At 60.9% G+C, this 24,803-nt stretch carries 21 protein-coding genes and 2 pseudogenes; 11 read left to right on the forward strand and 12 right to left on the reverse strand.

Annotated elements, in window-relative coordinates; all coding sequences use genetic code 11:
• Window positions 1-57: 57 nt before the first annotated feature.
• Window positions 58-1,557 (reverse strand): efflux transporter outer membrane subunit, encoded by a 1,500-nt coding sequence (locus tag ACW9HX_RS20665; RefSeq protein ID WP_457382030.1) that lies wholly within the window; start codon window positions 1,555-1,557, stop codon window positions 58-60.
• Window positions 1,558-1,739: 182 nt separating this feature from the next.
• On the opposite strand from ACW9HX_RS20665, the gene ACW9HX_RS20670 reads away from it, so the two are divergent.
• The 3 genes from ACW9HX_RS20670 to ACW9HX_RS20680 all read left to right on the forward strand — a co-directional run bounded on the left by ACW9HX_RS20670 (window position 1,740) and on the right by ACW9HX_RS20680 (window position 5,003).
• Window positions 1,740-2,708, forward strand: a complete 969-nt coding sequence (locus ACW9HX_RS20670) for a LysR family transcriptional regulator (protein ID WP_457382031.1) — start codon at window positions 1,740-1,742, stop codon at window positions 2,706-2,708.
• Window positions 2,709-3,382: 674 nt separating this feature from the next.
• Window positions 3,383-4,357 carry a 2-hydroxyacid dehydrogenase gene (locus ACW9HX_RS20675; protein ID WP_457382032.1) on the forward strand — a complete coding sequence of 325 codons (975 nt, stop codon included), beginning with the start codon at window positions 3,383-3,385 and terminating at the stop codon, window positions 4,355-4,357.
• Between the two features lie 136 nt (window positions 4,358-4,493).
• Window positions 4,494-5,003, forward strand: a complete 510-nt coding sequence (locus ACW9HX_RS20680; protein ID WP_457382033.1) for a DUF2165 family protein — start codon at window positions 4,494-4,496, stop codon at window positions 5,001-5,003.
• A gap of 20 nt (window positions 5,004-5,023) precedes the next feature.
• Here ACW9HX_RS20680 and ACW9HX_RS20685 read toward each other — a convergent pair whose 3' ends face one another.
• The gene (locus tag ACW9HX_RS20685; protein ID WP_457382034.1) at window positions 5,024-5,926 is read right to left on the reverse strand and encodes a DMT family transporter; all 903 of its coding nucleotides are present in this window, start codon (window positions 5,924-5,926) and stop codon (window positions 5,024-5,026) included.
• A gap of 139 nt (window positions 5,927-6,065) precedes the next feature.
• Between ACW9HX_RS20685 and ACW9HX_RS20690 the strand changes: the two genes are divergently transcribed.
• Window positions 6,066-6,941, forward strand: coding sequence for a helix-turn-helix domain-containing protein (locus ACW9HX_RS20690; RefSeq protein ID WP_457382035.1), 876 nt, complete (start codon window positions 6,066-6,068; stop codon window positions 6,939-6,941).
• Between the two features lie 216 nt (window positions 6,942-7,157).
• Here the strand turns inward: ACW9HX_RS20690 and ACW9HX_RS20695 are convergent, their stop codons facing one another.
• The 6 genes and pseudogenes from ACW9HX_RS20695 to ACW9HX_RS20720 all read right to left on the reverse strand — a co-directional run bounded on the left by ACW9HX_RS20695 (window position 7,158) and on the right by ACW9HX_RS20720 (window position 13,462).
• Window positions 7,158-9,587 (reverse strand): TonB-dependent siderophore receptor, encoded by a 2,430-nt coding sequence (locus tag ACW9HX_RS20695; protein WP_457382036.1) that lies wholly within the window; start codon window positions 9,585-9,587, stop codon window positions 7,158-7,160.
• A 104-nt stretch (window positions 9,588-9,691) separates the two neighbouring features.
• Entirely contained in the window at window positions 9,692-10,681 is a 990-nt protein-coding gene (locus ACW9HX_RS20700; protein WP_457382037.1) for a FecR family protein, read from the reverse strand.
• Window positions 10,678-11,244 (reverse strand): RNA polymerase sigma factor, encoded by a 567-nt coding sequence (locus ACW9HX_RS20705; protein WP_457382038.1) that lies wholly within the window; start codon window positions 11,242-11,244, stop codon window positions 10,678-10,680. The genes ACW9HX_RS20700 and ACW9HX_RS20705 overlap by 4 nt, the downstream gene beginning before the upstream one ends.
• A gap of 4 nt (window positions 11,245-11,248) precedes the next feature.
• Window positions 11,249-11,572, reverse strand: a complete 324-nt coding sequence (locus ACW9HX_RS20710) for a DUF3325 domain-containing protein (RefSeq protein WP_457382039.1) — start codon at window positions 11,570-11,572, stop codon at window positions 11,249-11,251.
• Window positions 11,572-13,160 (reverse strand): annotated as a pseudogene (locus ACW9HX_RS20715) (PepSY-associated TM helix domain-containing protein). Before ACW9HX_RS20715 ends, ACW9HX_RS20710 begins: the two are co-directional and overlap by 1 nt.
• Complete coding sequence (locus ACW9HX_RS20720; RefSeq protein WP_457382040.1) at window positions 13,157-13,462, reverse strand: DUF3649 domain-containing protein; 306 nt, start codon at window positions 13,460-13,462, stop codon at window positions 13,157-13,159. The pseudogene ACW9HX_RS20715 and the gene ACW9HX_RS20720 overlap by 4 nt, the downstream one beginning before the upstream one ends.
• Before the next feature lie 176 nt (window positions 13,463-13,638).
• Between ACW9HX_RS20720 and ACW9HX_RS20725 the strand changes: the two genes are divergently transcribed.
• The 3 genes from ACW9HX_RS20725 to fecA all read left to right on the forward strand — a co-directional run bounded on the left by ACW9HX_RS20725 (window position 13,639) and on the right by fecA (window position 17,522).
• A complete protein-coding gene (locus tag ACW9HX_RS20725) occupies window positions 13,639-14,127 on the forward strand; it encodes a sigma-70 family RNA polymerase sigma factor (protein WP_085730110.1) in 489 nt (162 codons plus the stop codon).
• Window positions 14,124-15,053, forward strand: coding sequence for a DUF4880 domain-containing protein (locus ACW9HX_RS20730; RefSeq protein ID WP_457382041.1), 930 nt, complete (start codon window positions 14,124-14,126; stop codon window positions 15,051-15,053). The genes ACW9HX_RS20725 and ACW9HX_RS20730 overlap by 4 nt, the downstream gene beginning before the upstream one ends.
• Window positions 15,054-15,188: 135 nt before the next feature.
• Window positions 15,189-17,522 carry a TonB-dependent Fe(3+) dicitrate receptor FecA gene (gene fecA / locus ACW9HX_RS20735; protein ID WP_457382042.1) on the forward strand — a complete coding sequence of 778 codons (2,334 nt, stop codon included), beginning with the start codon at window positions 15,189-15,191 and terminating at the stop codon, window positions 17,520-17,522.
• A gap of 71 nt (window positions 17,523-17,593) precedes the next feature.
• On the opposite strand, the gene ACW9HX_RS20740 is transcribed toward fecA, so the two are convergent.
• Together ACW9HX_RS20740 and ACW9HX_RS20745 are read right to left on the reverse strand one after the other, a co-directional pair.
• Entirely contained in the window at window positions 17,594-18,001 is a 408-nt protein-coding gene (locus tag ACW9HX_RS20740) for an HPF/RaiA family ribosome-associated protein (protein WP_025109399.1), read from the reverse strand.
• Window positions 18,002-18,201: 200 nt separating this feature from the next.
• Entirely contained in the window at window positions 18,202-19,149 is a 948-nt protein-coding gene (locus tag ACW9HX_RS20745) for a LysR substrate-binding domain-containing protein (protein WP_457382043.1), read from the reverse strand.
• A gap of 135 nt (window positions 19,150-19,284) precedes the next feature.
• Here ACW9HX_RS20745 and ACW9HX_RS20750 point away from each other — a divergent pair, with 135 nt between their 5' ends.
• The 3 genes from ACW9HX_RS20750 to ACW9HX_RS20760 all read left to right on the forward strand — a co-directional run bounded on the left by ACW9HX_RS20750 (window position 19,285) and on the right by ACW9HX_RS20760 (window position 22,543).
• Window positions 19,285-20,661 (forward strand): L-serine ammonia-lyase, encoded by a 1,377-nt coding sequence (locus tag ACW9HX_RS20750; RefSeq protein WP_457382044.1) that lies wholly within the window; start codon window positions 19,285-19,287, stop codon window positions 20,659-20,661.
• A gap of 63 nt (window positions 20,662-20,724) precedes the next feature.
• Window positions 20,725-22,026 (forward strand): HAAAP family serine/threonine permease, encoded by a 1,302-nt coding sequence (locus ACW9HX_RS20755; RefSeq protein WP_457382045.1) that lies wholly within the window; start codon window positions 20,725-20,727, stop codon window positions 22,024-22,026.
• Between the two features lie 199 nt (window positions 22,027-22,225).
• Window positions 22,226-22,543 (forward strand): DUF3509 domain-containing protein, encoded by a 318-nt coding sequence (locus ACW9HX_RS20760; RefSeq protein ID WP_085711734.1) that lies wholly within the window; start codon window positions 22,226-22,228, stop codon window positions 22,541-22,543.
• Here the strand turns inward: ACW9HX_RS20760 and ACW9HX_RS20765 are convergent.
• A complete protein-coding gene (locus ACW9HX_RS20765; RefSeq protein WP_003221775.1) occupies window positions 22,540-23,040 on the reverse strand; it encodes a phosphate-starvation-inducible protein PsiE in 501 nt (166 codons plus the stop codon). The genes ACW9HX_RS20760 and ACW9HX_RS20765 overlap by 4 nt on opposite strands.
• A gap of 293 nt (window positions 23,041-23,333) precedes the next feature.
• On the opposite strand from ACW9HX_RS20765, the pseudogene ACW9HX_RS20770 reads away from it, so the two are divergent.
• Window positions 23,334-23,591 (forward strand): annotated as a pseudogene (locus tag ACW9HX_RS20770) (YebG family protein); the annotation flags it as partial.
• A gap of 167 nt (window positions 23,592-23,758) precedes the next feature.
• On the opposite strand, the gene ACW9HX_RS20775 reads toward ACW9HX_RS20770, so the two are convergent.
• Complete coding sequence (locus ACW9HX_RS20775; RefSeq protein WP_457382046.1) at window positions 23,759-24,778, reverse strand: Glu/Leu/Phe/Val dehydrogenase dimerization domain-containing protein; 1,020 nt, start codon at window positions 24,776-24,778, stop codon at window positions 23,759-23,761.
• Window positions 24,779-24,803: the final 25 nt, after the last annotated feature.

Raw genomic sequence — 24,803 nt, forward strand, 5'->3', positions numbered from 1 at the left:
TGGGCTGCCTGACACTCCCTCTTCGCGAGCAAGCCCGCTCCCACAGGGGTTGTGTGTTCAACGCAGGAGGGCCGGGGTTTTCGGTGCGGCGGTCTGTTCGGCAGTCGGCACGTCTTTACCCGCGCCAAGACCACCACCCAACGCCGTCACCAGTTCCGCATGGGCACTCAACCGCGCTGCCTGCACCTGCTGCTGAACCTGCTGCTGTTTGAACAGCAAGGTCTGGGCATTGAGCACGTTGAGGTAATCGGTGAGCCCGCGCTGGTAGGCGATCATCGCGATGTCGTAGGTCTTCTGCGCCGTGGCCACGGACTCGGCGGCGAACGTCTGCTGCTTGTCCATCGACTCGCGGCGGATCAACTGATCCGAGATGTTCTTCAGCGCATTGACCAGAGTCTGGTTGTAATGCGCCACCGCGATGTCATAACCCGCCGACGCTTCACCGAGTTCGGCACGCAGTCGCCCACCGTCGAAGATCGGCAGCGAGATCGCCGGTCCGACGTTGTAGTTGAGCTTCTTGCCGGTCAGAAACTCCAGCGCCCCGCCGCCGGTGGCCATGTAGCCGAGGCTGCCGACCAGATCGACGTTGGGGTAGAACCCGGCATGCGCCACATCGATCCCGCGTGCCTGCGCCGCCACTTGCCAGCGACTGGCGACCACGTCCGGACGCTGACCGAGCAGTTCGGCGGGCAGTGCCGACGGCAGTTTCAGCGCAGCGCCGAGGGACAGGGTCGGACGCTGCAGCTGCGCGCCAGCGCCCGGCCCTTTGCCGGCCAGTGCAGCGATCTGGTTGCGGCTCAGGGCGATTTCCTCGTCCAGCGCATCCAGTTGCCGATGGGTTTCCGGCAGCGGGGTTTCGGCCTGGCTGACTTCAAAGTGCGTGCCGATCCCGCCGTTCAGGCGTTTCTGCGCCAGCTCGAGAATCTGCTGTTGCTGCTTGAGCGTCGCCGCGACGATGTCGCGCTGGGCGTAATGCAGCGACAACTCGATGTATGCGCGCACGATGTTGTTCTGCAACTCGAGCTGCGCCTGCCGCGCCTCGGCAGCGCTCATGTGCGCCAGATCGACGGCCCGCTCGGTGCTGTTGCTTTCACGGCCCCAGAGGTCGAGGGCGTAACTGAAACCCAGCGCGGCGTTGTTGTCCCAGGTGGTGCTGTTGGCCAGCTCACCGGGACCGTAGAACTGGTCGGTCGGCCAGTTGTGGCGCTTGAGGGTCGACTCGCCATTGATCTGCAACGACTCGGCGGCTTCAGCGACACCTGCCATGGACCGGGCCTGACGCACTCGCGCGGCGGCCATGGCCAGGGTCGGGCTGCCTTGCACGGCCAGGTCGATCCAGCGATTGAGTTGTGGATCGCCGTAGGCTTGCCACCATTGCGCGGTGGGCCAGTTTGCGTCACGGGCGGCGTGGGCGATGGCCTCGTCGGTGGCCAGTTCATTGGCCTCCAGTGCCTTGCCCTGCGGGGCAATGCCTGCGGTTCCGATGCAGCCGCTGAGACCTAACGTAAAAGCCAGAACACTGAGCGGCAAAAGCGCTCTGTTGATGCGACGCGGCACTGCTGCGAATTCCTGAGGTGGGGGATGTTTCGAGGTGGGCGCAATTCTAGGGGGGCGCCATTACGGCGATAAGCTGGGATTCCTGTGAATCTTTGTTACCGTTAACGAGATAATCCCTTGGTCGGGGGTCTCAGCCCCTGAAACTTCGTGTCACAATTTGCCATCTCCCTTGAGAGCACCCCATGGACACTTTGCAAAACATGCGCGCCTTCAGTTGTGTGGCCGAAGCGGGCAGCTTCACCGCCGCTGCCGTGCAACTCGACACCACCACCGCCAACGTCTCGCGCGCGGTCTCCAACCTTGAGGCCCACCTGCAAACCCGCCTGCTCAACCGCACGACCCGGCGCATCGCGCTAACCGAAGCCGGCAAGCGCTACCTGCTGCGCTGCGAGCAGATCCTCGCCTACGTCGAAGAGGCCGAAGCCGAAGCCAGCGAGGCCCACGCCCGCCCGGCCGGACAACTGAAAGTCCACACCATGACCGGCATCGGCCAGCACTTCGTGATCGACGCCATCGCCCGCTACCGCAAGACCCACCCGGACGTGACCTTCGACCTGACCATGGCCAACCGCGTACCGGACCTGCTCGACGAAGGCTACGACGTGTCCATCGTCCTGGCCCGCGAACTGCCGGACTCGGGCTTCGTCTCGCAACGCCTGGGCATCACCTACAGCATCGTCTGCGCCTCCCCGGCCTACGTGAAAGCCAACGGCTGCGCACAAAAACCCAGCGACCTGCTGAACCACGCCTGCCTGCGCCTGGTGAGCCCGGTGATCCCCCTGGAAAAATGGGCATTCGACGGCCCGGAAGGCCAGGAAATGGTCACCATCAACAGCTCACCGTTCCTGGTGAACTCCGCCGACGCGATGAAAACCGCGATCATCAGTGGGATGGGTGTCGGTGTATTGCCTGTCTATGCCGCGATCGAAGCTCTGCGCAACGGCTCGCTGGTACGGGTAATGCCGAACTACCGCTCGCAGGAACTGAACCTGTATGCGATCTACCCGTCGCGCCAGTATCTGGATGCGAAGATCAAAACCTGGGTTGAATATCTGCGAGGGTCCTTGCCGGAGATATTGGCGGGGCATCAGGCGGAACTGGCGGCTTATGAGATGAGTGGGAGTCTGGCGGGGGTGCGGGTGGCGAACTGAGTTGGCCGGCCTGAAAAATGGGGTGATGCGGAGGGCGCCACCCCCTCACCCTAGCCCTCTCCCAGAGGGAGAGGGGACCGACCGAGTTGTTTTGGAGAGGTACGCCGACGTGAAATACCGAGGTGAATTCGGGTTTTAAGATGCACGCAACTCGCTCACGCATCCACATCAGCATCAGCTTCCACTCCTACTTCCACCGCTTTTTTGCCGCATCTGCTCCTGCTTCCGCCTCCGCTTTGGCTTTGGCTTTGGCTTTCCACCACTCAACACAATGAGCGTTAGCTCGAGTACCGCTCTTGACGTGCCGGCCCCATCGGAAGGCTGAGTGGAGGGAATCATCCGGGGGTGGGCGCGCAGCGCCGTTCGACGAAGTCGAACACACCGAGAGGAGGTGCAGCGAAGCAAACCGGAGGCGGTGCCCCCGGATGAGTCCCGGAACGAAGGAACACCGAGCCAAAGCGAGGTGCCGAACGCCGGGGCCAAGCGTTTTGGTTACTTTTGGGCGTCTGCAAAAGTGACTCGCCGTAAGGGCGAAACCATAAGAAGCCGTTACCGCAGAAACGGATATTCACCCAAAAACCCAAAGAGCATGGTCGGCCCAGAGGCCGCCAAGACAACCCAAATCAGAAATGTTAGCTTGCTTGGCATCAAGCCCAAAGCCGAGCCCAATGCCAATGAAAAAAACAGTCCTGGCCTTCAGCCGCATCACCCCACCCATGATCGAACGCCTGCAACAGGACTTCGAAGTCATCGTCCCCAACCCGAAAAACGGCGACATCAACGCCCAGTTCAACGAAGCCCTGCCCCACGCTCACGGCCTGATCGGCGTCGGCCGCAAACTCGGCAAAGCCCAACTGGAAACCGCCGCCAAACTTGAAGTGGTCTCCAGCGTCTCCGTCGGCTACGACAACTACGACCTCGCCTACTTCAACGAACGCGGGATCATGCTCACCAACACCCCGGACGTCCTGACCGAAAGCACCGCCGACCTCGCCTTCGCCCTGATCATGAGCAGCGCCCGCCGCGTCGCCGAACTGGACGCCTGGACCAAGGCCGGCCAATGGCAGGCCAGCGTCGGCGCGCCACTGTTCGGTTGCGACGTACACGGCAAGACCCTTGGCATCGTAGGCATGGGCAACATCGGCGCGGCTGTCGCCCGTCGTGGACGCTTCGGCTTCAACATGCCGATCCTCTACAGCGGCAACAGCCGCAAGACCGAACTGGAACAGGAACTCGGCGCGCAGTTCCGCAGCCTTGAGCAACTGCTGGCCGAAGCCGATTTCGTCTGCCTGGTGGTACCGCTCAGCGACAAGACCCGCCACCTGATCAGCCATCGCGAACTGGCGCTGATGAAACCGGACGCGATTCTGGTGAACATCTCCCGTGGTCCGGTGGTCGACGAGCCGGCATTGATCGAAGCGTTGCAAAACAACCGCATTCGCGGCGCCGGCCTCGACGTCTACGAGAAAGAGCCGCTGGCCGAGTCGCCGCTGTTCCAGCTGAAAAACGCTGTCACCCTGCCGCACATCGGCTCGGCGACCAATGAAACCCGCGAAGCCATGGCCAACCGTGCGCTGGCCAATCTGCGCAGCGCTCTGCTCGGGGAACGGCCGCAGGACCTGGTCAATCCACAAGTCTGGCGCGGTTAAAGGATCGGGCAAGTGCGATGTCGCACTTGCCCGATGCTTTATCCAGAACACATAACTTGCAATTGAACTGAACAACGAAACAGATACTGCCGCTATAGACTCTCCAGACATTAAAGCTCTCTGGAGAACATCAGCCTTGAAAAATCTGACCACCGATCAACTTGTCCGCTACAGCAAAGTCATACTCATGGCTTACATCAGCTTCTTCGGCATCCTCGTGATGCACAGCAATTTCACCGACTACCCGTCGAACTATGAATATGTCGGGCACGTCCTCAGTATGGACACCACCCAGATCAACGAAAACATTCGCTATCGGGCAATCACCTCACCCTTGCTTCACCACCGCATCTATTGGCTGATCATCACGCTGGAGGTGATTTACACCGTTTGCTGCCTGCTGGGCACTTATCACCTTTATCGGAAAATCAACGAATCAGCAGAAGCCTTCCACGAGGCGAAGAAACTTTCGATCATTGGCTTGATGATTGCCATATTCGTTTATTACGTATGCCTGCAAATCATCGGTGTTGAATGGTTCGACATGGACACTTCAAAAACATGGAATGCCAAAGACTGGGCCCGACACATTGTCGACTTCATATTTCCGTTATTGATTTACATCGTCATAAAAGTTGAGCGCTGAACATTCAGCGCTCATGTTTCTCAGGCAAGCTTGCCTTGAGTCGGCAGTATCGGTGCGCGGGGTTTGCGAAACACCAGCACATTGCCCAGCATCACCAGCACCAACCCCGCCAACGCCGGCGCCGTCCATTGATAGCCTTCGGCAAAGGCCGAGACGTTCAACGCCACTACCGGGAACAACACCGTGCAATAAGCCGCGCGTTCCGGGCCCATGCGCCCCACCAGAGTCAGGTACGCGGTGAAACCGATCACCGAACCGGGGATGACCAGGTACAGCAGAGCGCCGATGTAGCGCGATGTCCATTCCATCTCGAACGGAATGCCTTTGACCAGACACCACACCGACAGCATCGCTGCGCCGTAGGCCATGCCCCAGGCGTTGGTGGTCAGCGGTTTGAGGCCGGCCTTCTGTTGCAGGCTCGACAACATGTTGCCCGCCGAAAAGCACAGGGTGCCGCAAAGCGCCAGCCCCAGGCCGAGCAGAGTTTGCGGAGTGGCGTGATGCCCTGCCAGTTCCGGCCAGAACAACAGACCCAGACCGCCCAGCCCCAGCGCCCCGCCCATCAACACATTGCGCGCAATGCGCTGACCGAAGAACACCCGCGCATTCAGCGCGTTCCATAACGTTGCTGTGGAAAACACCACCGCCACAAGGCCGCTGGGAATCCATTGGCTGGCCGTCAGAAAACACATGAAGTTGACGCAGAACAGGCACAAACCCTGCGCAACGCAGATCAGATGTCCGCGCCGGTTCATCGGTTGCAGACGGCGGCTGAGCAGCAACAGCGCAAACAGCACCAGTGCGGCGAGGCCGAAGCGATAGACGATCGACACCGGAATCGCCACCACACCCAATTGCCATTTAAGGGCGATCCAGGTGGTGCCCCAGATCAGCACGGTCAACAGATACAACGACAGGTTCATGGCAGACACTCCTCGATTGGATTCCAGTGTCCGTCCGCGTCCTCCACCCGCGCTTGCATAAACTTGCGCTTTTGTCGGCGCGCAGGCTGGCAGCGCGAAATCTACGGAGTAGGATGCAAGGCGTTGAAGAGAACCGATCATGGCCGCCATCGATACCCTGCAAGTCTTCCAAGCCCTCAACAACTCGCCCAATGCACGCCTTGTGCACAGCGCCGAGTTGGGTGACGGCCTGTCTGCAGCCTTGTGGACCAATCACCACGACGCCCAGGAATACGAAGCGCCGAGCCATCACACCCTCTCCTGCTACATCGCCGGAGGCACCGGCACCTTCCGCCGTGGCGAGCCCGGCCACAAGGGCGGCCCGGACAAGCTGTGCATCCTGCCGGCCGACCACGAATCGGGTTGGGTCATCAACGGCGACATTCGCCTCGCTCACCTGTATTTCAGCGCCGAACAATTTGCCCTGGGGTGCGTCACGCTGCTGGATCGCGAACCTCGGGAAATGCAGCTGCGCGAACAGACCTTTCTGGAAGATCCGCAACAGGCCCGACGGTTTCGCCAGTTGCTGACCTTGAACTGGGACGAGCCCGGCGAGCGTTTGCTGACCAGCAGCCTGGCCCACGAGTTGATCAGCCATACCTTGCTGAGCCAGGTTGGCGTGCGTGAGGGCTTGCGCCTCAAGGGTGGATTGGCACCGCATCAACGTCGGCAATTGGTGGAGTTCATCGACAGTCAATTGGCCGAGCCGATCAGCCTCGGGCAACTGGCGGGGTTGTGTGCGTTGTCGGAATACCACTTTGCGCGGATGTTCCGGGTGAGCTTCGGCTTGCCGCCGCATCAGTATGTGCTGGCGCGACGTTTGAGCCGGGCCCGGGAGTTGTTACGCGGGACGTCGTTACCGTTGGGCGAGATTGCCCTGGCATGCGGATTTGCCAGTGCCAGCCACTTCACCAACCGGTTTCGCCAGGTGCTGGGTGGAACGCCCGGCGAATATCGCCAGGCGTTTTTGCGCTGAGCCCTTTTCCCCTCACCCTAACCCTCCCGAAACGTCGGACCGCCCGGTGGGAGAGGGGACCGAATGGGGGATATTGAAAAGTGACGCCGACCTGAACGATTGGCTGTGAATCCAAAATCGACCAAGTCTTTCAGGTCGATGTATGACGCCAGACATCTCTGGTCAGTCCCCTCTCCCTCCGGGAGAGGGTTAGGGTGAGGGGCTTTTGATCTTGACTTAAAACTCTAAGGTGCTCGACAACGAAATCTGCCGCGAATCGCCCATCGACACGAAGAACCGACTGGCCGCCGAGGTATAGTAGGTGCGGTCAAACAGGTTCTTCACGTTGAGCTGGAACTTGACCTTCTGCCCTTCGACTTTGGTGTCGTACGTGGCGAACGCATCGGCCACGGTGTAGCTCGGCAGCTCGAAATCATTCACTGCGTTACCCGCTCGTTCACCGACATATCTCGCTCCGGCGCCGACCCGAAGTTGATCGCCGCCGATCACGCTGCCGAAGTCGTAGACCGCCGACAGCGAGCCGGTATTTTTCGCCACATTTTGCAGCTTGTTGCCTTTGTAGTCCGGATCTTCCGTGACCTCGGCGTCGGTGTAGGCGTAGCTGCCGATCATGCTCCAACGGTCGCTGAGCTGGCCGGTCAGGTCCATTTCCAGGCCACGGGAACGCACTTCACCGGCGGCGCTGTAAATCGTGGTCGGGCCTTCGGCGTTGGCCACCAGCACATTGCGTTTCTTGATGTCGAACAAGGCGATGTTGCCAGTGACACGCCCAGGAATGTCGAGGCGTGCACCCAGCTCCCAGGACTTGGCTTCTTCCGGCGCGATGCTGCCGTCGAGCACGGTGCTGCTGCCGCTCAGCGGGGCGATGGTCGAGTTGGGTTTGAACGACTCGGTGTAGCTGCCGTAGAACGACAACGCGTCGGTGTAGCGATACACCAGGCCTGCACGCGGCACCCACTTCTGGCCGTTGCTGTCGGTGTTGGCCTTGAACGGCACACCTTTGCCGGCGTACTGGTCGTACTCCTGGAAGCGCCCGCCGGCCACCAGAATCCACTGGTCGTTGAGGTGGATCGAGTCCTGCAGGAACACCGAATCACTGCGCAGCAGATCGGTCTGCGCACTGTCCGCCGGGCTGACGGTGGTGCCTGCGACTTCACGGCCATAGACCGGATTGACGTAGCTGAAGGTGCTCAGGCTTTTCTGGCGGATCAGGTCGGCGCGGTAGATCTTGCGGTACTCGTCATCGACGCCGAACACCAGGTCATGCTGCATGCCCAGCACGTTGACCTTGCCTTCAAGGCTGGCGGTGGTGAAGCGGTCGGTGCTGATCGCGCCCTGGGTGCCGTCCATGCTGCGGGTCAGCGTGCCTTTCTTGGTGTCGATCGCGGTCACGCGGACCTGGCTGGCATCGTAGGTTTCGCGGTTCCAGCTATAGCCGAAGTGGGCTTTCCAGTCGTCGTTGAGTTCGTGGTCGGCCTCGAAGTGATAGAGATCCGAGCGCCCTTCCATGTCGTTGAATTTCTCGTCAAGACGCTCGTTGCGCGAGATGTCCAGCGGGTGGTTGGTGCGTGGATCGATCAGCGTGCCACGGTCGAACGGCGTCAGGAATTCACGATGCTCATAAGCGAACAACAGCTTGGTGCGCTCCCCGTACCAGGCCAGAGACGGCGCGATCAGCGATTCACGATGAGTACCGAAGTTGCGCCAGTAATCTTCGTCTTCGTGATCCAGCACCATCCGATAAGCCAGCCCGGAATCGCCCAGCGCACCGGTGCTGTCGAGCGAACCACCGCTGCCATTCTTGCCGTCGCCGTAGGTCGAGCCGCGCAGGGTCAGCGCGTTGTACTGGGTCAATTCAGGCTTCTTGCTGACCATGTTGACCACGCCGCCCGGGTCCTGAATCCCGTACAGCAGCGAGGCCGGGCCCTTGAGCACTTCGACACGATCCACGGTCGCGTTCATGCCACGGCCCTGCACCACCGGCATGCCGTCGCGCATGATCGAGCCGTTGCGGTTGTCGCCGAAGCCGCGGGTCATCACCGAATCCTGGGTGCTGCCCAAGGTGTTGCCCTGAGTGATACCACTGACGTTGGCCAGCGCATCATCGAGATTGCGCGGTGCCTGATCGCGAATGACCTGAGCCGGGATCACGTTGACGGTCTGCGGGATTTCCTGGAGCGAGGCCGAGGAACGCATCACCGAACTGGTTTCCGGTGGCTGATAACTCATCGGTTGATCCATGACCGAGGTGATGTTCGTCGCGCCGAGGTTTAACGCACCTGCAGTCGGTTGTGGTTCGAGTGCCAGGGTATGGCTGTCGGTACGGCGGAAGGTCAGACCGGAACCTGTGAGCAGACGCTGCAACGCCTGTTCGGCGCTCATCTGACCGTTGACCGCCGGCGCATCGAGGCCGTACGGCACTTCAACGGTGTAGACCACGCTCTGGCCGGTCACGCGACTGAAGTCGCTCAGGGCTTGCGGCAGCGGTTTGGCGGCCAGGGAAAAACTGAACTGTTTCTGTGGCTGGCTGCTGTTGCTGTCAGCGGCCTGCGCCACGCTCATCGGCAGCAACGCCAACGCCGCAAAACTCAGCGCCGAGGCACCGAACCACTGTTTGACCGAACCCGATTTTGCCCTGGACTTCATTGTTCATGACCTGTGTAGAACCGCAACGGATGCGAATGACTCGCAGTTTCAGTCACTACACGGATGGCGCCGGGATTTACCTCACCACAAATATGAAAATATTTTCAGCGCAGGATAATCAGCTTGCCCAACACCTGATGCTGCTCGAATCCCAGAACCCCTTGCAGCGAATTCAGCACGGCTTGTGGGTCCTTGCTCGGAAAGCTTCCGCTGACCTTGCGCGCGCCCAGTTCGTCATTGAGCAACACGATCCGTCCCGGGTAATAACGCCGCAGATCCTGCACCACATCCGCCAGTGTCGACTTGTAGTAAGTCAGCCAGCCCTGACGCCAGGCCAGTTGCGCTTCGCTGTCTACGGCGTGCAGTTTTTGTGCTGCGCCTTCGCCATACGCCACTTGCTGACCGGCGGTGAGAACCTGCTGCTCGGCATCCCGCGCGGCCGTCACGCCGACGCGCCCGGACAACACGGTAACTTGTGCGCCATGCGGTTGCAGGCGCACTTCGAACTGCGTGCCGAGCACCCGCGCCTGGCCCTTCTCGGCCTCGACCACGAACGGCTCGCCGGTGTGGGTCACGCTGAAAAAACCGGCGCCCCGCCGCACCTGGACATGCCGCTCGCCATGACTGAAATCCACGGCGATGGCGCTGTCGGCATCCAGCGTGACCTGGGATTGGTCGGCCAATGTCACTGTGCGGATTTCGCCGGGGGCCGAAACATAATCGGCGCCCAGATCATCGATCCAGCGCTGCGGCTGCCAACCGGTGCCGAAGCTGATCATCAACAACAGACAGGCCGCCATCGCCAGCGCTCCGGCCCAGTGCCGGACCTGCGGTCGGCGCGGCCGGTCCATCGCATTCAGGTAACCCTGCAAGGCGAACGACTCTTCATCCGCCAGAGTGCGGGCCGGCCCTTCGCTCATTTCCCACACCACTTGCGCCTGGGCGTAAGCCTCGGCGTGGGCCGGGTCGGCACGCAGCCATTGGCTGAAAGTCAGTTGATCACCGGTGCTGGGGCGGTCGTGCAACAGGCTCAGCCAGGCAAAAGCCGCCTGCTCCTGAGCGGGCGTCGGGGTGACGCGGTCGGTGTGATTCACGGTGCTGTCCCTGGCAGGCGTGGCGCGGGTTCGCGCAGGCTGGCCTTGCAGGCCTCGAGGGCGCGCATCATATGTTTTTCCACGGCGCTTTGGGACAAGCCCATGGCTTTGGCGATCTCGGCGTACTTGCGCCCGTGGATGCGATTGAGCAAAAAGATCTGCCGCGTGCGCTCGGGCAATGCACGCAAGGCCGCTTCGACATGGCGCAAATCATTGCCTGCTTCCAGTGCGGCTTGCGGTTCGCTGGCGCTGCTGTCCGGTTCATCCGGTTGCCAGCCTTCGTTGACCCGAACCCGCGTGCCTTCGCTGCGCAAATGGTCGATGGCAATGTTGCCGGCACAGCGCAACAGGTAGGTGCTGAGTTCTTCGACCTGCACCAGCGGGCGGCGCCAGAATCGCAGGAACAGATCCTGCACCAGATCCGCTGCCGTGGCCCGACAGCCGACGCGGCGATTCACCAGCGCTTCCATTTGCGGACGCTGCGAGAGGAACACTTGAAGAAAATGCGCACGTGCACCGCTCGGTTCATCGTCGCGGGATTCCGGGGGATGACCGATCAGCATTGCATCACCATGCCCATGCGGCGACCGGCGTAGCCATCAGGCTCAACGCTGCCAGCGCCATTGCCAGTTTCGGTCGATAGGGCATCAGCAGCACCAGCAGTAATGCGCTGAACATCAACACGGCGAACCAGTCGACCAGTCCGAAACCCCACCCGTTGGCAGCCACGGCGGCCCAGAGTGAAAGGCACAGCAGCAACCAACCAACGAGCTTCAGATTTTTTGCGCGTCGGGTTGAAGGCTTGTAGCCCAACAGCTCATCGTGATGTCGCGGCATCGACAGACACAGCGCAGTGAATCCGGCATAACACAGCAACAGCGCCAGCAGCATCAGTGCGTCCCCTGCTCAAGCGTGATCGACCGGGCCGTTTCGCGAGGCGTTTTTTGCACGCGGACGGTGTGGCCGGCACGCTGCATTTTCCATGCGGCCCACGCCAGGAACAGACCGGCGCCTAGGCAGGTCAGGTCGAAACCGGCCAACGCCCAGTCACCCTGCGTCAGCGTGACGCCGAGGTGATGCGAGGTGGTCAACGCATTGAGCAACGGCACCGTGGTGAACAGCAGCGCGGCCAGTGTCAATTGCTCGACCCAGGCTTTGCGACCGGGCCGTAGCAACGCATGCACGACGCTCAAACCCCAAGCGATAAAGAACGCGTTCACTTCCCATTTGGCCCGACCGTCGAGGCTCAGGGGCAACAAGCGGTTGGCCCAGAAGAACACCGCCACCGCACTGACCAGCCCGGCCATGCTGGCGATGTTCAGCACTTCGACCAGCCGCAATTCAAACGGCATGACACCGCTTTTGGCGTGTTTGAGCTGACGCTTGCCGAGCCAGATCACCAGTCCGGTGCCAATCATTGCCGTACCGGCCAAGCCGCAGATGAAGTACAACCAGCGCAACACCGGGCCGGCGAAGTGGCCGATGTGCAAACCATAGAAACTGCCGGCAATCGTCATGGGCAGCGGTTTGGCCGGGGTCGCACCGAGGATTTGCCCGGTCACACCATTGAAGGTCACGTCGCTGCCGTACTCGTAGGTGATCTTGTCGGAGCTGGCGCGCGACACCTGTACCGAGGCATTGGCGTCGCCGGGGTGTTAACGGTCACCCGCGCTGCATGTCCGCCGCCCCAGTGCTCACTTGCGCGTGCCAGCAGCGGCGCCATCGGCGGCAACGTGGTGGGAATCCCTGCACGCTCCGGGGTCGGAGCCTCGGGAAATACTTCATCGTAAAACGCACTGCGATCGTTGCCATAGGACGCCAAAAGACTCGCCGGCATAACCATCGCCATGAAGATCACCAGGCTGCTGTAGGTGATCATCAGGTGAAAAGGCAGCACCAGCACGCCCACCGCGTTATGCCCGTCCAGCCAGGTGCGTTGGCCTTTGCGCGGGCGGAAGGTGAAGAAGTCCTTGAAGATTTTCTTGTGGGTGATGATGCCGGTGATCAGCGCGATGAACATCACCATCGCGGCGCTGGTCGCCAGCCAGCGGCCCCACGGATAAGGCATTTGCAGCTGGAAGTGGAAGCGGTAGAAAAATTCGCCGCCGAAGCTTTTGCGCACGGGCACTTCGGCACCGGTCTGGGCGTCGAGGATTTTTTCGGTGAATCGGCCGCGCTCACCGGGTTTGGCCGGGGCTTGCTGCCAACCTACAGTGATCCCGGGCTCGCGCGCATCGGGAAGCGTGATCTGCCAGCTTGGCGCGTCGGCCGCACGCTGTTGCAGATAGGCTTGCGCCAGCGTCAGGCTCGCATCGGCATCGAGCGGGCGCGACGGGATTTCCGGTTGCATCCAGTGATTGGTCTCGTCCTTGAAATAGGCCAGCGTCCCGGTCAGGAAAATCGCGAACAGCAGCCAGCCAAAAATCAGTCCGGTCCAGGTATGCAACCAGGCCATCGCCTGGCGGAAACCCTCTTTCATGCGTAACCCAGACCGCGAGCGGCGCCGGAGATCGTCGCCAGAATCACGCTGGGCACCAGCAAGCCGACCCACGCCGCCCACGCGCTGCGGCAGGCGAAGCACCAGAGCACGGCCACCAGATAGACCAGAAACGAGACAGTCATGCCGGTCACAACTGCTTCGGCGCGGTTCAACGGCAACCACATGGTCAGCGTGACACTGGCCAGCGCCGCGACCAGATAGCCGCCAAACACCGCCGCGAGTACCCGCGAAGTGACGGCCAGACGATAGGACATGGGGAGTGTGGCGAGTTTGGCTTTCATGTTTCGACCCTGAAACGGTTAACGCCCGGCCAACAGGCCGAGACGGCAGGCATGCGATATTAATGATAAATATTCTCATACGCAAAAGAGTCTGATTGCCGGCATGCATTCGCGGCCCTACAATGCGAACCATTCTTGTTCTCTAACGCATCCTGCATGCGCCCGGAGTGATGCCGTTGTCGTCCGCCCATCCCGTCGAATCGCTGTATCAGGCCCACCACAGCTGGCTCACCGGCTGGCTGCGGCGCAAACTCGGCTGCCCGGACAGCGCCGCCGATCTGGCCCAGGACACGTTCATTCGGGTGCTGACCGCACGAGAACCGCCGGTAATCATCGAACCGCGCGCATTCCTCACCACCCTGGCCAAGCGCGTGCTGTTCAACCATTACCGTCGCCAGGATCTGGAACGCGCCTACCTCGACACCCTCGCGCAGATGCCGGAAGTGGTTGCGCCTTCTGAAGAAGAGAAAGCGATCATCCTGCAAACCCTGATGGAGCTGGATCAGTTGCTCGACGGCCTGCCGCGCGCGGTCAAACGTGCATTTCTGCTGGCGCAGGTCGATGGCCTGACCTATCCGCAGATCGCCGCCGAACTGGGTATCTCCGTGGCCACGGTCAAACGTCATCTGAACAAGGCAGCCATGCGCTGTTACTTCGCCCTGTGAACGCGCCGATGGATTTTTCCGCGCAGGTCGCCGAACAGGCCGTGCACTGGTTGCTGGAAATGCAGCAAGGCCCGTTGAATCCGCGCCAGCAACAAGCCTGGCAACAATGGATCGACGCCCACAGTGAACACCGCCGCGCGTGGGAGCACATTCAGCGGGTCAATTCACGGTTGCGGGGTTTGTCATCGCCGCTGGCCCATGCCGCGTTGAACGCGCCAAAGTCCGGCAGTCGGCGTCAGGCTCTCAAATTGTTGATGCTTCTCGGCGCCGGTTCGGCAGTCACCTGGGGGATGCGCGAGCACAATCCGTTGCCGTCGCTGCTGGCCGATTACCGCAGCCCGATCGGTCAGCGGCGCAAAATATCGCTCGGAGCGGGCGGACAGTTACAACTCAATACTGCGAGTGCGGCGGATGTCCGGGGCGATGGCCTGATCCGCCTGCTCGAAGGCGAAATGCTGCTGACCGCCACCCGATCCTTCGAAGTGCAAACCGCCCAGGGCCTGCTGAAAACCCAGGGGGCACGGATCAACGTGCGTCAGTTTGCCGATCGTACGCAGATTGCGTTATTTGAAGGTCGGGTCGAGCTGAGCACACAAGGTCGCGCACCGATGTTGCTGCCGGTCGCCCGGCAATTGAGTTTCAGCGCCACCTCTTTTGGTGAAGCCAAACCACTGGACGCCAACAGCGGCGCCTGGGCCGACGGCATGCTGGTGGCCGCGCACATGCGCCTGGGCGACTTCCTCGACGAACTCGGCCGATATCGTCGCGGGCAACTCCATTGCGATGCGAAAGTGGCTGACTTGCTGATCTCCGGGACTTATCCACTGGACGACAGCGAGCGGATTCTCGATCTGCTGGAAATCAGCCTGCCAGTAAAAGTGAAGCGTTTTACTCGCTACTGGGTGACGGTCGAAGCTAAAGCCTGATCGTTCCCACGCTCCGCGTGGGAATGCAGCCCCGGACGCTCCGCGTCCCCTGCAAAAATAAATGAGCCGTTTTTCAGATCTGGCGTGACAGAGAAGGAAAGCCCCCTTGATTCAACCTTCTCAGGACCGTCCTCCATGCACCCCACCCGCCTCACGCCGTTGGCCCGAACCCTGCGCAATCTTGTCCTCGGCGCCAGCCTGAGCTTCAGTGCCCTGCCCCATGCGCTGGCTGCCGACACCAAGGCTTATCACATCGCCCCGTCGTCGCTGGAAAACGCCCTCAACCAGTTCGGCCGTGAAGCCGGGGTGCTGATTTCCTTTGGCTCGCAGGTCACCAGCGGTGTGCAAAGCCGTGGACTGGAAGGCAGCTACACAGCGGAACAAGGTCTGAACGCGCTGCTCGAAGGCACTGGCCTGCAAGCCCGCGCCGAGGGCGGCAATGCCTTCAGCCTGCAACCATCGAACGACAGCGCCCTGGAGCTGGACACCTCGAAAGTGGTCGGCGACTGGCTGGGTGAAGCAGCGCAGGTCAACGTCTTCGAACATCCCGGCGCCCGTGACGTGATCCGCCGCGAAGAGTTCGAACGCCAGGGCGCGACCCAGGCCCGTGATGTGCTCAACCGCATTCCCGGGGTCAACGCCCCGGAAAACAACGGCACCGGCAGTCACGACATGGCGCTGAACTTCGGCATTCGCGGCCTCAACCCGCGCCTGGCTGCACGTTCGACCGTTTTGATGGACGGCATTCCGGTGCCGTTCGCGCCTTACGGTCAACCACAGTTGTCGTTCGCACCGATCAGCATGGGCAACATGGACGCGGTGGACGTGGTGCGGGGCGGCGGCGCCGTGCGTTACGGCCCGCAGAACGTCGGCGGCGTGGTCAACTTCGTGACCCGGGCGATTCCGGACGAGCCGACCGTCAAGGGCGGTTTCCAGACCGAAACCAGCCCATCGTCCAGCCACGACGGTTTCAAGACCAGCGCCAACCTGCTGGCCGGCGGCACCAATGCCAATGGTCTGGGCGGTGCTCTGTTGTATTCCGGTACTCGCGGTGGCGACTGGCGCGAACACAGCGACACGGAAATCGACGACCTGATCCTCAAGGGCAAATACCAGCTCGACGAAGCCAACAGCTTCAACGCCATGGCCCAGTATTACGAAGGCAAGGCCGACATGCCCGGTGGCCTGAGTGTCGCCGACTACGATGCCGATCCGTATCAGTCGACCCGGCCGAAAGACCAGTTCTGGGGCCGTCGCACGATGTTCAATTTCGGCTACCGCTATCAGGAAGATCGCCGCGAATTCACCGCCAACACCTTCTTCACCAAGACCCTGCGCAGCGGTTACCTGGATCAGGGCACGTTCCTGTCGCTGTCGCCGCGTGAATACTGGGTTCGCGGTCTGGAAACCCGTTTCGCCCAAGGTTTCGACCTCGGCCCGACCAGCCATGAAGTCGGCGTCGGCTATCGTTACATCAACGAGGCTGGTCACGAGTTGCGCTATCGCACCCCGATCAGCAGCAACGAATTCCCCACCACCAATAGCCGCAATGACCGCGACACTCGCGGTGGCACCGAGGCCAACGCGTTCTTCGTCGATGACCGGATCGACATCGGCAAGTGGACGATCACCCCGGGCGTGCGCTACGAGATGATCGAGTCGCAACAGACCAACAACCTGACCAACGTCAAATACAAAGGCGACTACAACACCGCGCTGCCGGCGTTAAACGTGCTGTACCACCTGACCGACAGCTGGAATCTGTACGCCAACACCGAAGGCTCGTTCGGCAGCGTGCAATACAGCCAGATGCCCAACCGCGTCAGCAGCGGCGAAGTGAAACCGGAGAAGGCCCGCACCTGGGAGCTCGGCACCCGTTATGACAACGGTGCGCTGCGAGCAGAAATCGGCGCGTTCCTGATCAACTTCGACAACCAGTACGAAAGCAACCAGACCAACGATTCGGTGATCGCCCGCGGTGAGACCCGCCATCAGGGTATCGAGACCAGCGTCAATTACGCCCTCGACGACTTGAGCCCGGCGCTGGCCGGCTTCGATGTCTACGCCACTTACGCCTATGTCGACGCGACCATCCGCGAAGACGGTCCGAACAAGGGCAATCGTGTGCCGTTCTCGTCCAAGCACAAAGGCACGATCGGCGTCGGTTACACCGAAGGGCCGTGGAAGCTGAACCTGGACAGCAGCTTCCAGAGCGATCAGTTCGCCGACAATGCCAACACTTCGAAGGAAAGCGCCGACGGCAGCACCGGCAAGATCCCGGGCTACATGCTGTTCAGCAGCCGTGCCGGCTATGACTTCGGCCCGCAGCTGTCGGACCTGAACGTGGCGGTGGGGGTGAAGAACATCTTCAACACCCAGTACTTCACCCGCTCGTTCGATGACAACAACAAGGGCAAGTATGTGGGTGAGCCGCGTACGGTGTACGTGCAGACCTCCGTCGCTTTCTGATCCCTGCTGAAAACAGAAAGGGCCTGCAATTGCAGGCCCTTTCTCATTGGGTGGCTTGGAAAATCAGCGCATCAACTGTTGATCGCTGCCTGTTCGTTCTCGTCAAACTCTTCCGCCAACAGCTTGTCATTGGCCTTGCCTGTGAATGGCACCACAGCGGCTCGCGGTTTGCCGCGCAGTTTGCCAAACAGGTGCTCCAGCGCGTGCTCCAGTTTTTCGGCTGCACCATCGATCGCCTGTTCCAGCGAATCGGCTTTGTGGGTGACGGAAATCGGTTGATGGCCTTTTGGCCGCGCTTCCAGCTGGCAGCGCAAATCATGAGGGCCTGGTTTGTCACCGTTCTCGTCGCTCAGATGGACTTCGACACGGGTCAGGTCTTCCTCATAACGGTCGAGCGTGCTCTCAATTGTGGTTCGTACCCACTCCTCCAGTCGTTTGCTGCTTTGAATATGGTTGTCGCTGTTGACTTGGATTTGCATAGTTCATCCCTTATTTCAGCTAGCTCGCAAGAGGCCTTGAACAGGATTTCGTGACCTCTTGATTACAACAATCGGCCCGCCGGACGAACATTTCAACCCCTGAAAAAAGATAAATATTCATACGCAAAAAAAGCCGGACAACCGAGTGAAGCGCTGGTAAGGTCGGGAGTTGGGTCGCCTCAGCTCCCTGAAAAATCTGCTCACAATTGGCCATCACTCAACGGGTGCAGGCTGCGGAAAATCCCCGCCTCTTCCACCAGCCAGTCATGCACCGCCCGCACGCCCGGATGGCTCAACGCCCCCGGCGCATAAAGCAAGACATAGCGCTTGTGATTGGGCACCGAAATCCCGAACGGCACGATCAACGTCCCCCGCTCCAGCTCATCGTTGAGCAGCGTGCGCCGGGCAATCGCCACGCCCATGCCGGCAATCGCCGCTTCGATGGTCAGGTGGTTGCGATTGAACGTGTGCCCACGCCGTACGTCGGCGCCTTCGAAACCGATGGCATTGAGATAAAACTCCCACTCCGCGTATTCATAGCTGCCGCGCCAGGCCGTGATGTCGTGCAGCAGCGGGAAATGCACAAGATCCGCCGGCCCGTGCAGCGGCGGCCGCCCACGCAGCAGTCCCGGCGCGCACACCGGGAAAATCTGCTCGTCGAGCAAGGCTGTGGATAACAGTCCCGGATAACTGCCGTCGTTCAAGTCGATTGCCAGGTCGAAATCCCCTTCGTGCAACGGCACGCTGCTGTCCTCGGCCACCAGTCGCAGCTGGATGTCCGGATAACGCTGTTGCAGACGCGGCAGGCGCGGTGTCAGCCATTTGCTGAGGAACGACGGAATCGAACGCACCCGCAGAATCCCGCTGATCATCCCGGCATCAAGGCGACGCAATTCCGCGTCGATGCTGCCGTAAGCCTCATTGACCGTGATCGCCAGTCGCTGCCCTTCTGCGCTCAACTCCACGCCCCGGGCACGACGGTGAAACAGGCGAAAGCCCAGACGCTCTTCCAGCTGTCGGATTTGCTGACTCACCGCCCCCGGCGTGATGTGCAGTTCTTCGGCACAACGGGTGAATGACAGGTGCCGCGCGGCACAGGAAAACACCTGCAGCCAGACGTAAGTCTGGGCATGCAATTGACGACTCATTGTTTAGTCCTGCTAAAGGCTTACTTAGGAAGTTTCGTTAGTCACGTTGAAGCGAGGTAGGCAGTATCGCCGACATTGCGCTTGTCCTACAAAAAATGGCAGCGATTCCTACTCCATTGCTTGTAAGGGTTTAGCATGGCTATCAGTGTTTTCGATCTATTCAAAGTCGGCATCGGTCCGTCCAGTTCTCATACCGTCGGCCCGATGCGCGCCGCCGCGACCTTCGCCCAGGCCCTGATCGACCAGCATTTGCTGAACGATGTGCAACGGGTGGAAATCCGCTTGTACGGCTCGCTTTCGGCCACCGGCGTCGGCCACGCCACTGACCGCGCAACGGTCATGGGCCTGATGGGCGAATGGCCGGACAGCATCGATCCGTCGACCATCGAACCACGCATCCAGCAACTGCGCGAGACAGGCCAACTGTCTCTCGCGGGTCAACGCTCGATTGCCTTCAACTGGCAGCACGATCTTCTGCTGCTGGACGAGAGCCTGCCCTACCACCCCAACGCCATGTCGCTGACAGCCTTCGGTGCATCCGGGCAACTGTTCGAGCAGACGTACTACTCGGTCGGTGGCGGTTTCATCATCGAAGCGGCCGAAGCCGAGTCTGGTGTGGCACCGACCGGCGACGTGGTGTTGCCGTACGATTTTTCCAGCGCCGCTGAACTGCTGTCGCTGTGCAACAGACACAACCTGCGTGTTTCCGAATTGATGATGGCCAACGAACGGGCCTGGCGCAGCGATGCCGAGATCCGCCAGGGCCTGCTGCACATCTGGTCAGTGATGCGCGAATGCGTCGAGCAGGGACTGAGCCATGAAGGCATCCTGCCCGGCGGTCTGAATGTTCCGCGTCGCGCAGCGAAATTGCACCGCAGCCTGCTGGAAATCGGCAAGCCGAACGTCATCAGCTCGACCCTGTCGGCGATGGAGTGGGTCAACCTGTTCGCCCTCGCCGTCAACGAAGAAAACGCCGCCGGCGGCCGCATGGTGACCGCGCCGACCAACGGTGCCGCCGGGATCATTCCGGCCGTCCTGCACTACTACATGAAATTCAATCCGGACGCGTCGGACGATGACGTAGTCGCGTTCTTTCTGGGCGCGGCCGCGGTCGGCATCCTGTGCAAGAAAAACGCTTCGATCTCCGGCGCCGAAGTCGGCTGTCAGGGCGAAGTTGGCTCTGCCTGTGCGATGGCCGCTGCGGGTCTCGCCGATGTGCTCGGCGCCACTGCGGAGCAACTGGAAAACGCCGCCGAAATCGGCCTGGAACACAACCTCGGCCTTACCTGCGACCCGGTCGGCGGCCTGGTACAGGTGCCGTGCATCGAGCGCAACGCCATCGCCGCCGTGAAGGCAATCAACGCCACGCAAATGGCCCTGCGCGGCGACGGCAAACACTTCATTTCCCTCGACCGGGTGATCCGCACCATGCGCGATACCGGTGCCGACATGCATGACAAATACAAAGAGACTTCACGGGGCGGCCTGGCCGTGAGCTGGGTGGAGTGCTGAGGAGCGCTCCCTGACCGCCCGTAACACGTGAGCCCGAGCAAGAATAATAACGAGGCAAAAACGATGACCGATGTACGCACACCTGCTGCCGAAAATCCCGCTGTAGACCGCACACGCAACAACGAAACTGCCCACAAGGGCTGGAGCAAATTCGACACCACCTGGATGCTCGGCCTGTACGGCACGGCCATCGGAGCCGGCACCTTGTTCCTGCCGATCAACGCCGGTGTCGGCGGCTTCTGGCCGTTGCTGATCCTGGCGTTGCTGGCGTTCCCGATGACTTTCTTCGCGCACCGGGGCCTGACCCGCTTCGTGCTGTCCGGCCGCTCCGGTGACATCACCGAAGTGGTGGAAGAACACTTCGGCATCGGCGCCGGCAAACTGATCACGCTGCTGTATTTCTTCGCGATCTTCCCGATCCTGCTGGTATACAGCGTGGCGCTGACCAACACCCTGAGCAGCTTCCTCGAGCACCAGTTGCACATCGCCCCGCCGCCGCGCGCGGTATTGTCGCTGGCGTTGATCCTCGGCTTGATGGCCATCGTGCGTTGCGGTCAGAGCGTGATCGTCAAAGCCATGAGCGTGCTGGTGTATCCGTTCGTCGCCGCGTTGCTGTTGCTCGGTATCAGCCTGATTCCGAACTGGAACGGCGCATTCTTCGCCAGTGCTCAAGAACCGATGGAAATGTCGGTGTTCCTCAAGACCCTGTGGCTGGCGATCCCGGTGATGGTGTTCTCGTTCAACCATTCGCCGATCATTTCCGCGTTCGCCGTCGAGCAGAAACAGCGCTACGGCGACCAGGCCGAACGCAAGAGCAGCGGCATCCTCGCCATGGCCCACGGCATGATGGTGGTGACGGTGATGTTCTTCTGCTTCAGCTGCGTGCTGGCGCTGTCGCCGGCCGATCTGGCAGCGGCCAAGGCGCAGAACATTTCGATCCTGTCGTACCTGGCCAACCACTTCCAGACCCCGGTCATCGCTTACGCCGCGCCGCTGATCGCGCTGGTGGCTATCACCAAATCCTTCCTCGGCCACTACATCGGCGCCAGCGAAGGCTTCCAGGGCATGATCGTCAAAAGCCTGCGTGGCCGTGGCCGGGTGATGTCGGCGAGCTGGCTGAACCGTGCGACGGCACTGTTCATGATCCTCAGCTGCTGGGCCGTGGCGACCTTCAACCCGAGCATCCTCGGCATGATCGAAACCCTCGGAGGGCCGGTGATTGCCTGCCTGTTGTTCCTGATGCCGATGTACGCGATCCGTCGTGTGCCGGCCTTGCGCCAGTATTCGGGCCAGGCGTCCAACGTGTTCGTGGTGCTGATCGGCCTGATTGCACTGTCAGCGATCATCTACTCGGTTCTGCCCTGAAACGAGCCGCAAATAAAGAAGGCGAGCCATGGGCTCGCCTTCTTTTTGGCCGGTTTCATTGTTCGACAATATTCCCGGCATGTCCCTTGCTACATCGCTGAAGGAGACAGGACCACGGAAGGGCCGATGATCAGGTTTGGCGAACCAACCCGATCAAGGCCGGTCAACAACTGCACGTTCAATCAGGCGGTGACGCATCATGGACAATCCTTTTCAGATCATTACCGATGCCTTCGCGCCGGACTATCAGATCAACCTGAGCATTCAGGGCCTCGACGGCAGCATCATGCTGACCCTTTCGAACGGCGGCCGTATCGTCGCCAAACGAATGATCAGCGCCGAACAGCGCAACGACCCCAAGCGCCTCAAGCGACTGGTGCAAAGCATTCAGTTCGGCATCGCCATCGAACAGGGCCACAGCGCCATGGCGATCCTTGAAGCCATGACCCGCGGCGACGGGCTCACCCCGCCACCGCGCCAGATCAAAGGCCAGCACCGGCCATCGATCGGTCTTTAGAGCTCGCCTTTCTCGATCTCAGGGTGTTCACCGGAACCCGCACCGAGCTTGCGTTGCGGCTTCTCGATTTTCACCGAAGGGAATTGCGACGAAGCGTAACGCACCACCAGGATCGAGAACGCCAACAGCAGAATCCCGCCACACAGGTAGATGATGCCCATGTCCGGCGGGTTGTGGTGCGAGACGTTGGAGATCAGCAGGCGCGTCAATGCGGTGATCGCCACATAGATCAGGAAGCGCACCGGCATGTGGTTGGTCTTGAAATAAATCCCGACCATCGCTCCCAGTTCCAGATAGATGAACAGCAACAGAATGTCATCGATCTTGATGTGCCCTTCCTCGAGCATCCCGAGAAACTCCATCACCGCCGCCCAGGCGGTCACCGCACCAATGGCGAACAGCGCCAGATAGTGGAAGGTCTCGACGAACAGGTTGCCCAGGGACTCGGCCAGTTGATGCACGTTTTGCCGCAGTTTCTCGGCCCAGTTGATTTTCACGATGAAGGTTCCTTAGCCCGGTTCGAGCGGATGTTGCGCGTTGGACGTGACGGTTATTGCACACGCACGCGGATGCATGCAGAAAAGAGGCCACGCCATCATGGCGAGACGGCGCGAAAGCCGCGCCGTGGCGTTTGGTCGCACCTGCGCGGCGCATTAGGCCTGACAAAATCCGAATCCGGTCTACATTAAAAAGCCACTACCCAAAGCGCAGGGATTCGCTTATCCTTTTCGCTGTATATAGATACAGTAGTCGCAAAGACAACTTAATGTGAAGGCATGTGAGGTGGTGAATGGCCGTCGAAGTGGTATACCGCAGCAGCCGAGATCTGGAGCGCTTGTTCATGGATAAAGCCGAAGCTGACCGTCATGACAAAATGCTCGAACTGGCCGAGTTGCTGGCCGAAGTCCTGGAAAAAGCCGTTCCTTCGTTGAGCGAGCAGCAGGTGGAAGAAGTCGGGATCTTCATGGCGAAGAACCGCGATGTGTTCGCCCGGGCGTTCAAGAGCCAGCCTGATGCCCTGTCGGAGCTGATCAACGCACCGGCGGCACCGGTTGTGGCGACCGAGACGGCAGACGCGGCAGAACCGGCAGAAGCCCCGGCCAAACCTGCCAAAGCGGCGAAGGCTGCGAAATAATCGACACCTGAATTGAAGCCTCTGAATTGAATAGCCCCTGAGTTGAACGACTCAGGGGCTTTTTCATGTCCGGACAAACCTCAGCGGTACAACACCTTCTCCGCCAGTTCGTCCGCCACCCGCGCGGGTGAACGTTTTTCTGCCTGGGCGTGAGCAAACACTTCAGTCAGGCGCGAGCTGATCTTCGACAGGTGCGCGGTGATGGTCGTCAGCTCTTCGCCCCGGTGTTTGAGGGAAACGTAGATCAAGCCGCCGGCATTAATCACGTAATCCGGCGCGTACAGGATGCCGCGCCGTTCCAGTTGATCGGCGACATCCAGATGCGTCAGCTGATTGTTGGCCGAGCCCGCCACCGCCGAGCAGCGCAACTGGGTGACCGTGTGGCTGTTGAGCACACCGCCCAGGCCACACGGCGCGAGGATGTCGCACGGCGTGCTGAGCAAGGCGTCGTTGGCGATCGGATGAGCATTGAGCTGGTCCATCGCCAGTTGCACCTTGCCGTGGTCGATGTCGCTGACCAGCAGTTCGGCGCCGGCGGCGTGCAGCTGTTCGGCCAAGGCATAACCGACATTGCCCAACCCCTGGATCGCCACGCGCAAGCCTTCAAGGTTGTCGCTGCCTAACCGCGCCATGGCGGTGGCGCGAATCCCGGTGAACACACCCATTGCCGCGTGTGGCGCCGGGTCGCCGGCCGAGGTGGTGCTGGTGACGTGCTGGGTCTGCTGGGCGATGCAGTCCATGTCCGCCACCGAGGTACCGCTGTCGATGGCAGTGATGTAACGGCCGTCGAGCTGATTGATGCAACGGCCAAAGGCTTCGAACAGCGCGCCACGGTTTTCCACATGAGCCGGCCGCACGATCACGGCCACTCCGCCACCCTGGGCGAGACCGGCCAGCGCAGCTTTGTAGCTCATGCCCTGAGCCAGGCGGATGGCATCCTCGACGGCCGATTCGTCATTAGGGTAAGCAAGATAACGACACCCGCCCAGGGCTGGCCCGAGGCGACTGTTATGGATGGCAATGACCGCCTTCAATCCGGAGACCGGATCAACGCTAAGGTGCAGCGATTCCAGGCGAGTGCTTTGCATGAGAGCGAACATCGGCAGGCCCCCGAATCACTTCTGG

It is taken from the genome of Pseudomonas sp. SDO52101_S400 (genome assembly GCF_054071635.1).

Bases quoted from the DNA above. Each gene is read 5' to 3' on its own strand.
- ACW9HX_RS20670 (WP_457382031.1), top strand. From the start codon at position 1,740: ATGGACACTTTGCAAAACATGCGCGCCTTCAGTTGTGTGGCCGAAGCG.
- ACW9HX_RS20675 (WP_457382032.1), top strand. From the start codon at position 3,383: ATGAAAAAAACAGTCCTGGCCTTCAGCCGCATCACCCCACCCATGATC.
- ACW9HX_RS20685 (WP_457382034.1), bottom strand. From the start codon at position 5,926: ATGAACCTGTCGTTGTATCTGTTGACCGTGCTGATCTGGGGCACCACC.
- ACW9HX_RS20690 (WP_457382035.1), top strand. From the start codon at position 6,066: ATGGCCGCCATCGATACCCTGCAAGTCTTCCAAGCCCTCAACAACTCG.
- ACW9HX_RS20695 (WP_457382036.1), bottom strand. From the start codon at position 9,587: ATGAAGTCCAGGGCAAAATCGGGTTCGGTCAAACAGTGGTTCGGTGCC.
- ACW9HX_RS20705 (WP_457382038.1), bottom strand. From the start codon at position 11,244: ATGCTGATCGGTCATCCCCCGGAATCCCGCGACGATGAACCGAGCGGT.
- ACW9HX_RS20710 (WP_457382039.1), bottom strand. From the start codon at position 11,572: ATGCTGCTGGCGCTGTTGCTGTGTTATGCCGGATTCACTGCGCTGTGT.
- ACW9HX_RS20720 (WP_457382040.1), bottom strand. From the start codon at position 13,462: ATGAAAGCCAAACTCGCCACACTCCCCATGTCCTATCGTCTGGCCGTC.
- fecA (WP_457382042.1), top strand. From the start codon at position 15,189: ATGCACCCCACCCGCCTCACGCCGTTGGCCCGAACCCTGCGCAATCTT.
- ACW9HX_RS20740 (WP_025109399.1), bottom strand. From the start codon at position 18,001: ATGCAAATCCAAGTCAACAGCGACAACCATATTCAAAGCAGCAAACGA.
- ACW9HX_RS20745 (WP_457382043.1), bottom strand. From the start codon at position 19,149: ATGAGTCGTCAATTGCATGCCCAGACTTACGTCTGGCTGCAGGTGTTT.
- ACW9HX_RS20750 (WP_457382044.1), top strand. From the start codon at position 19,285: ATGGCTATCAGTGTTTTCGATCTATTCAAAGTCGGCATCGGTCCGTCC.
- ACW9HX_RS20755 (WP_457382045.1), top strand. From the start codon at position 20,725: ATGACCGATGTACGCACACCTGCTGCCGAAAATCCCGCTGTAGACCGC.
- ACW9HX_RS20760 (WP_085711734.1), top strand. From the start codon at position 22,226: ATGGACAATCCTTTTCAGATCATTACCGATGCCTTCGCGCCGGACTAT.
- ACW9HX_RS20775 (WP_457382046.1), bottom strand. From the start codon at position 24,778: ATGTTCGCTCTCATGCAAAGCACTCGCCTGGAATCGCTGCACCTTAGC.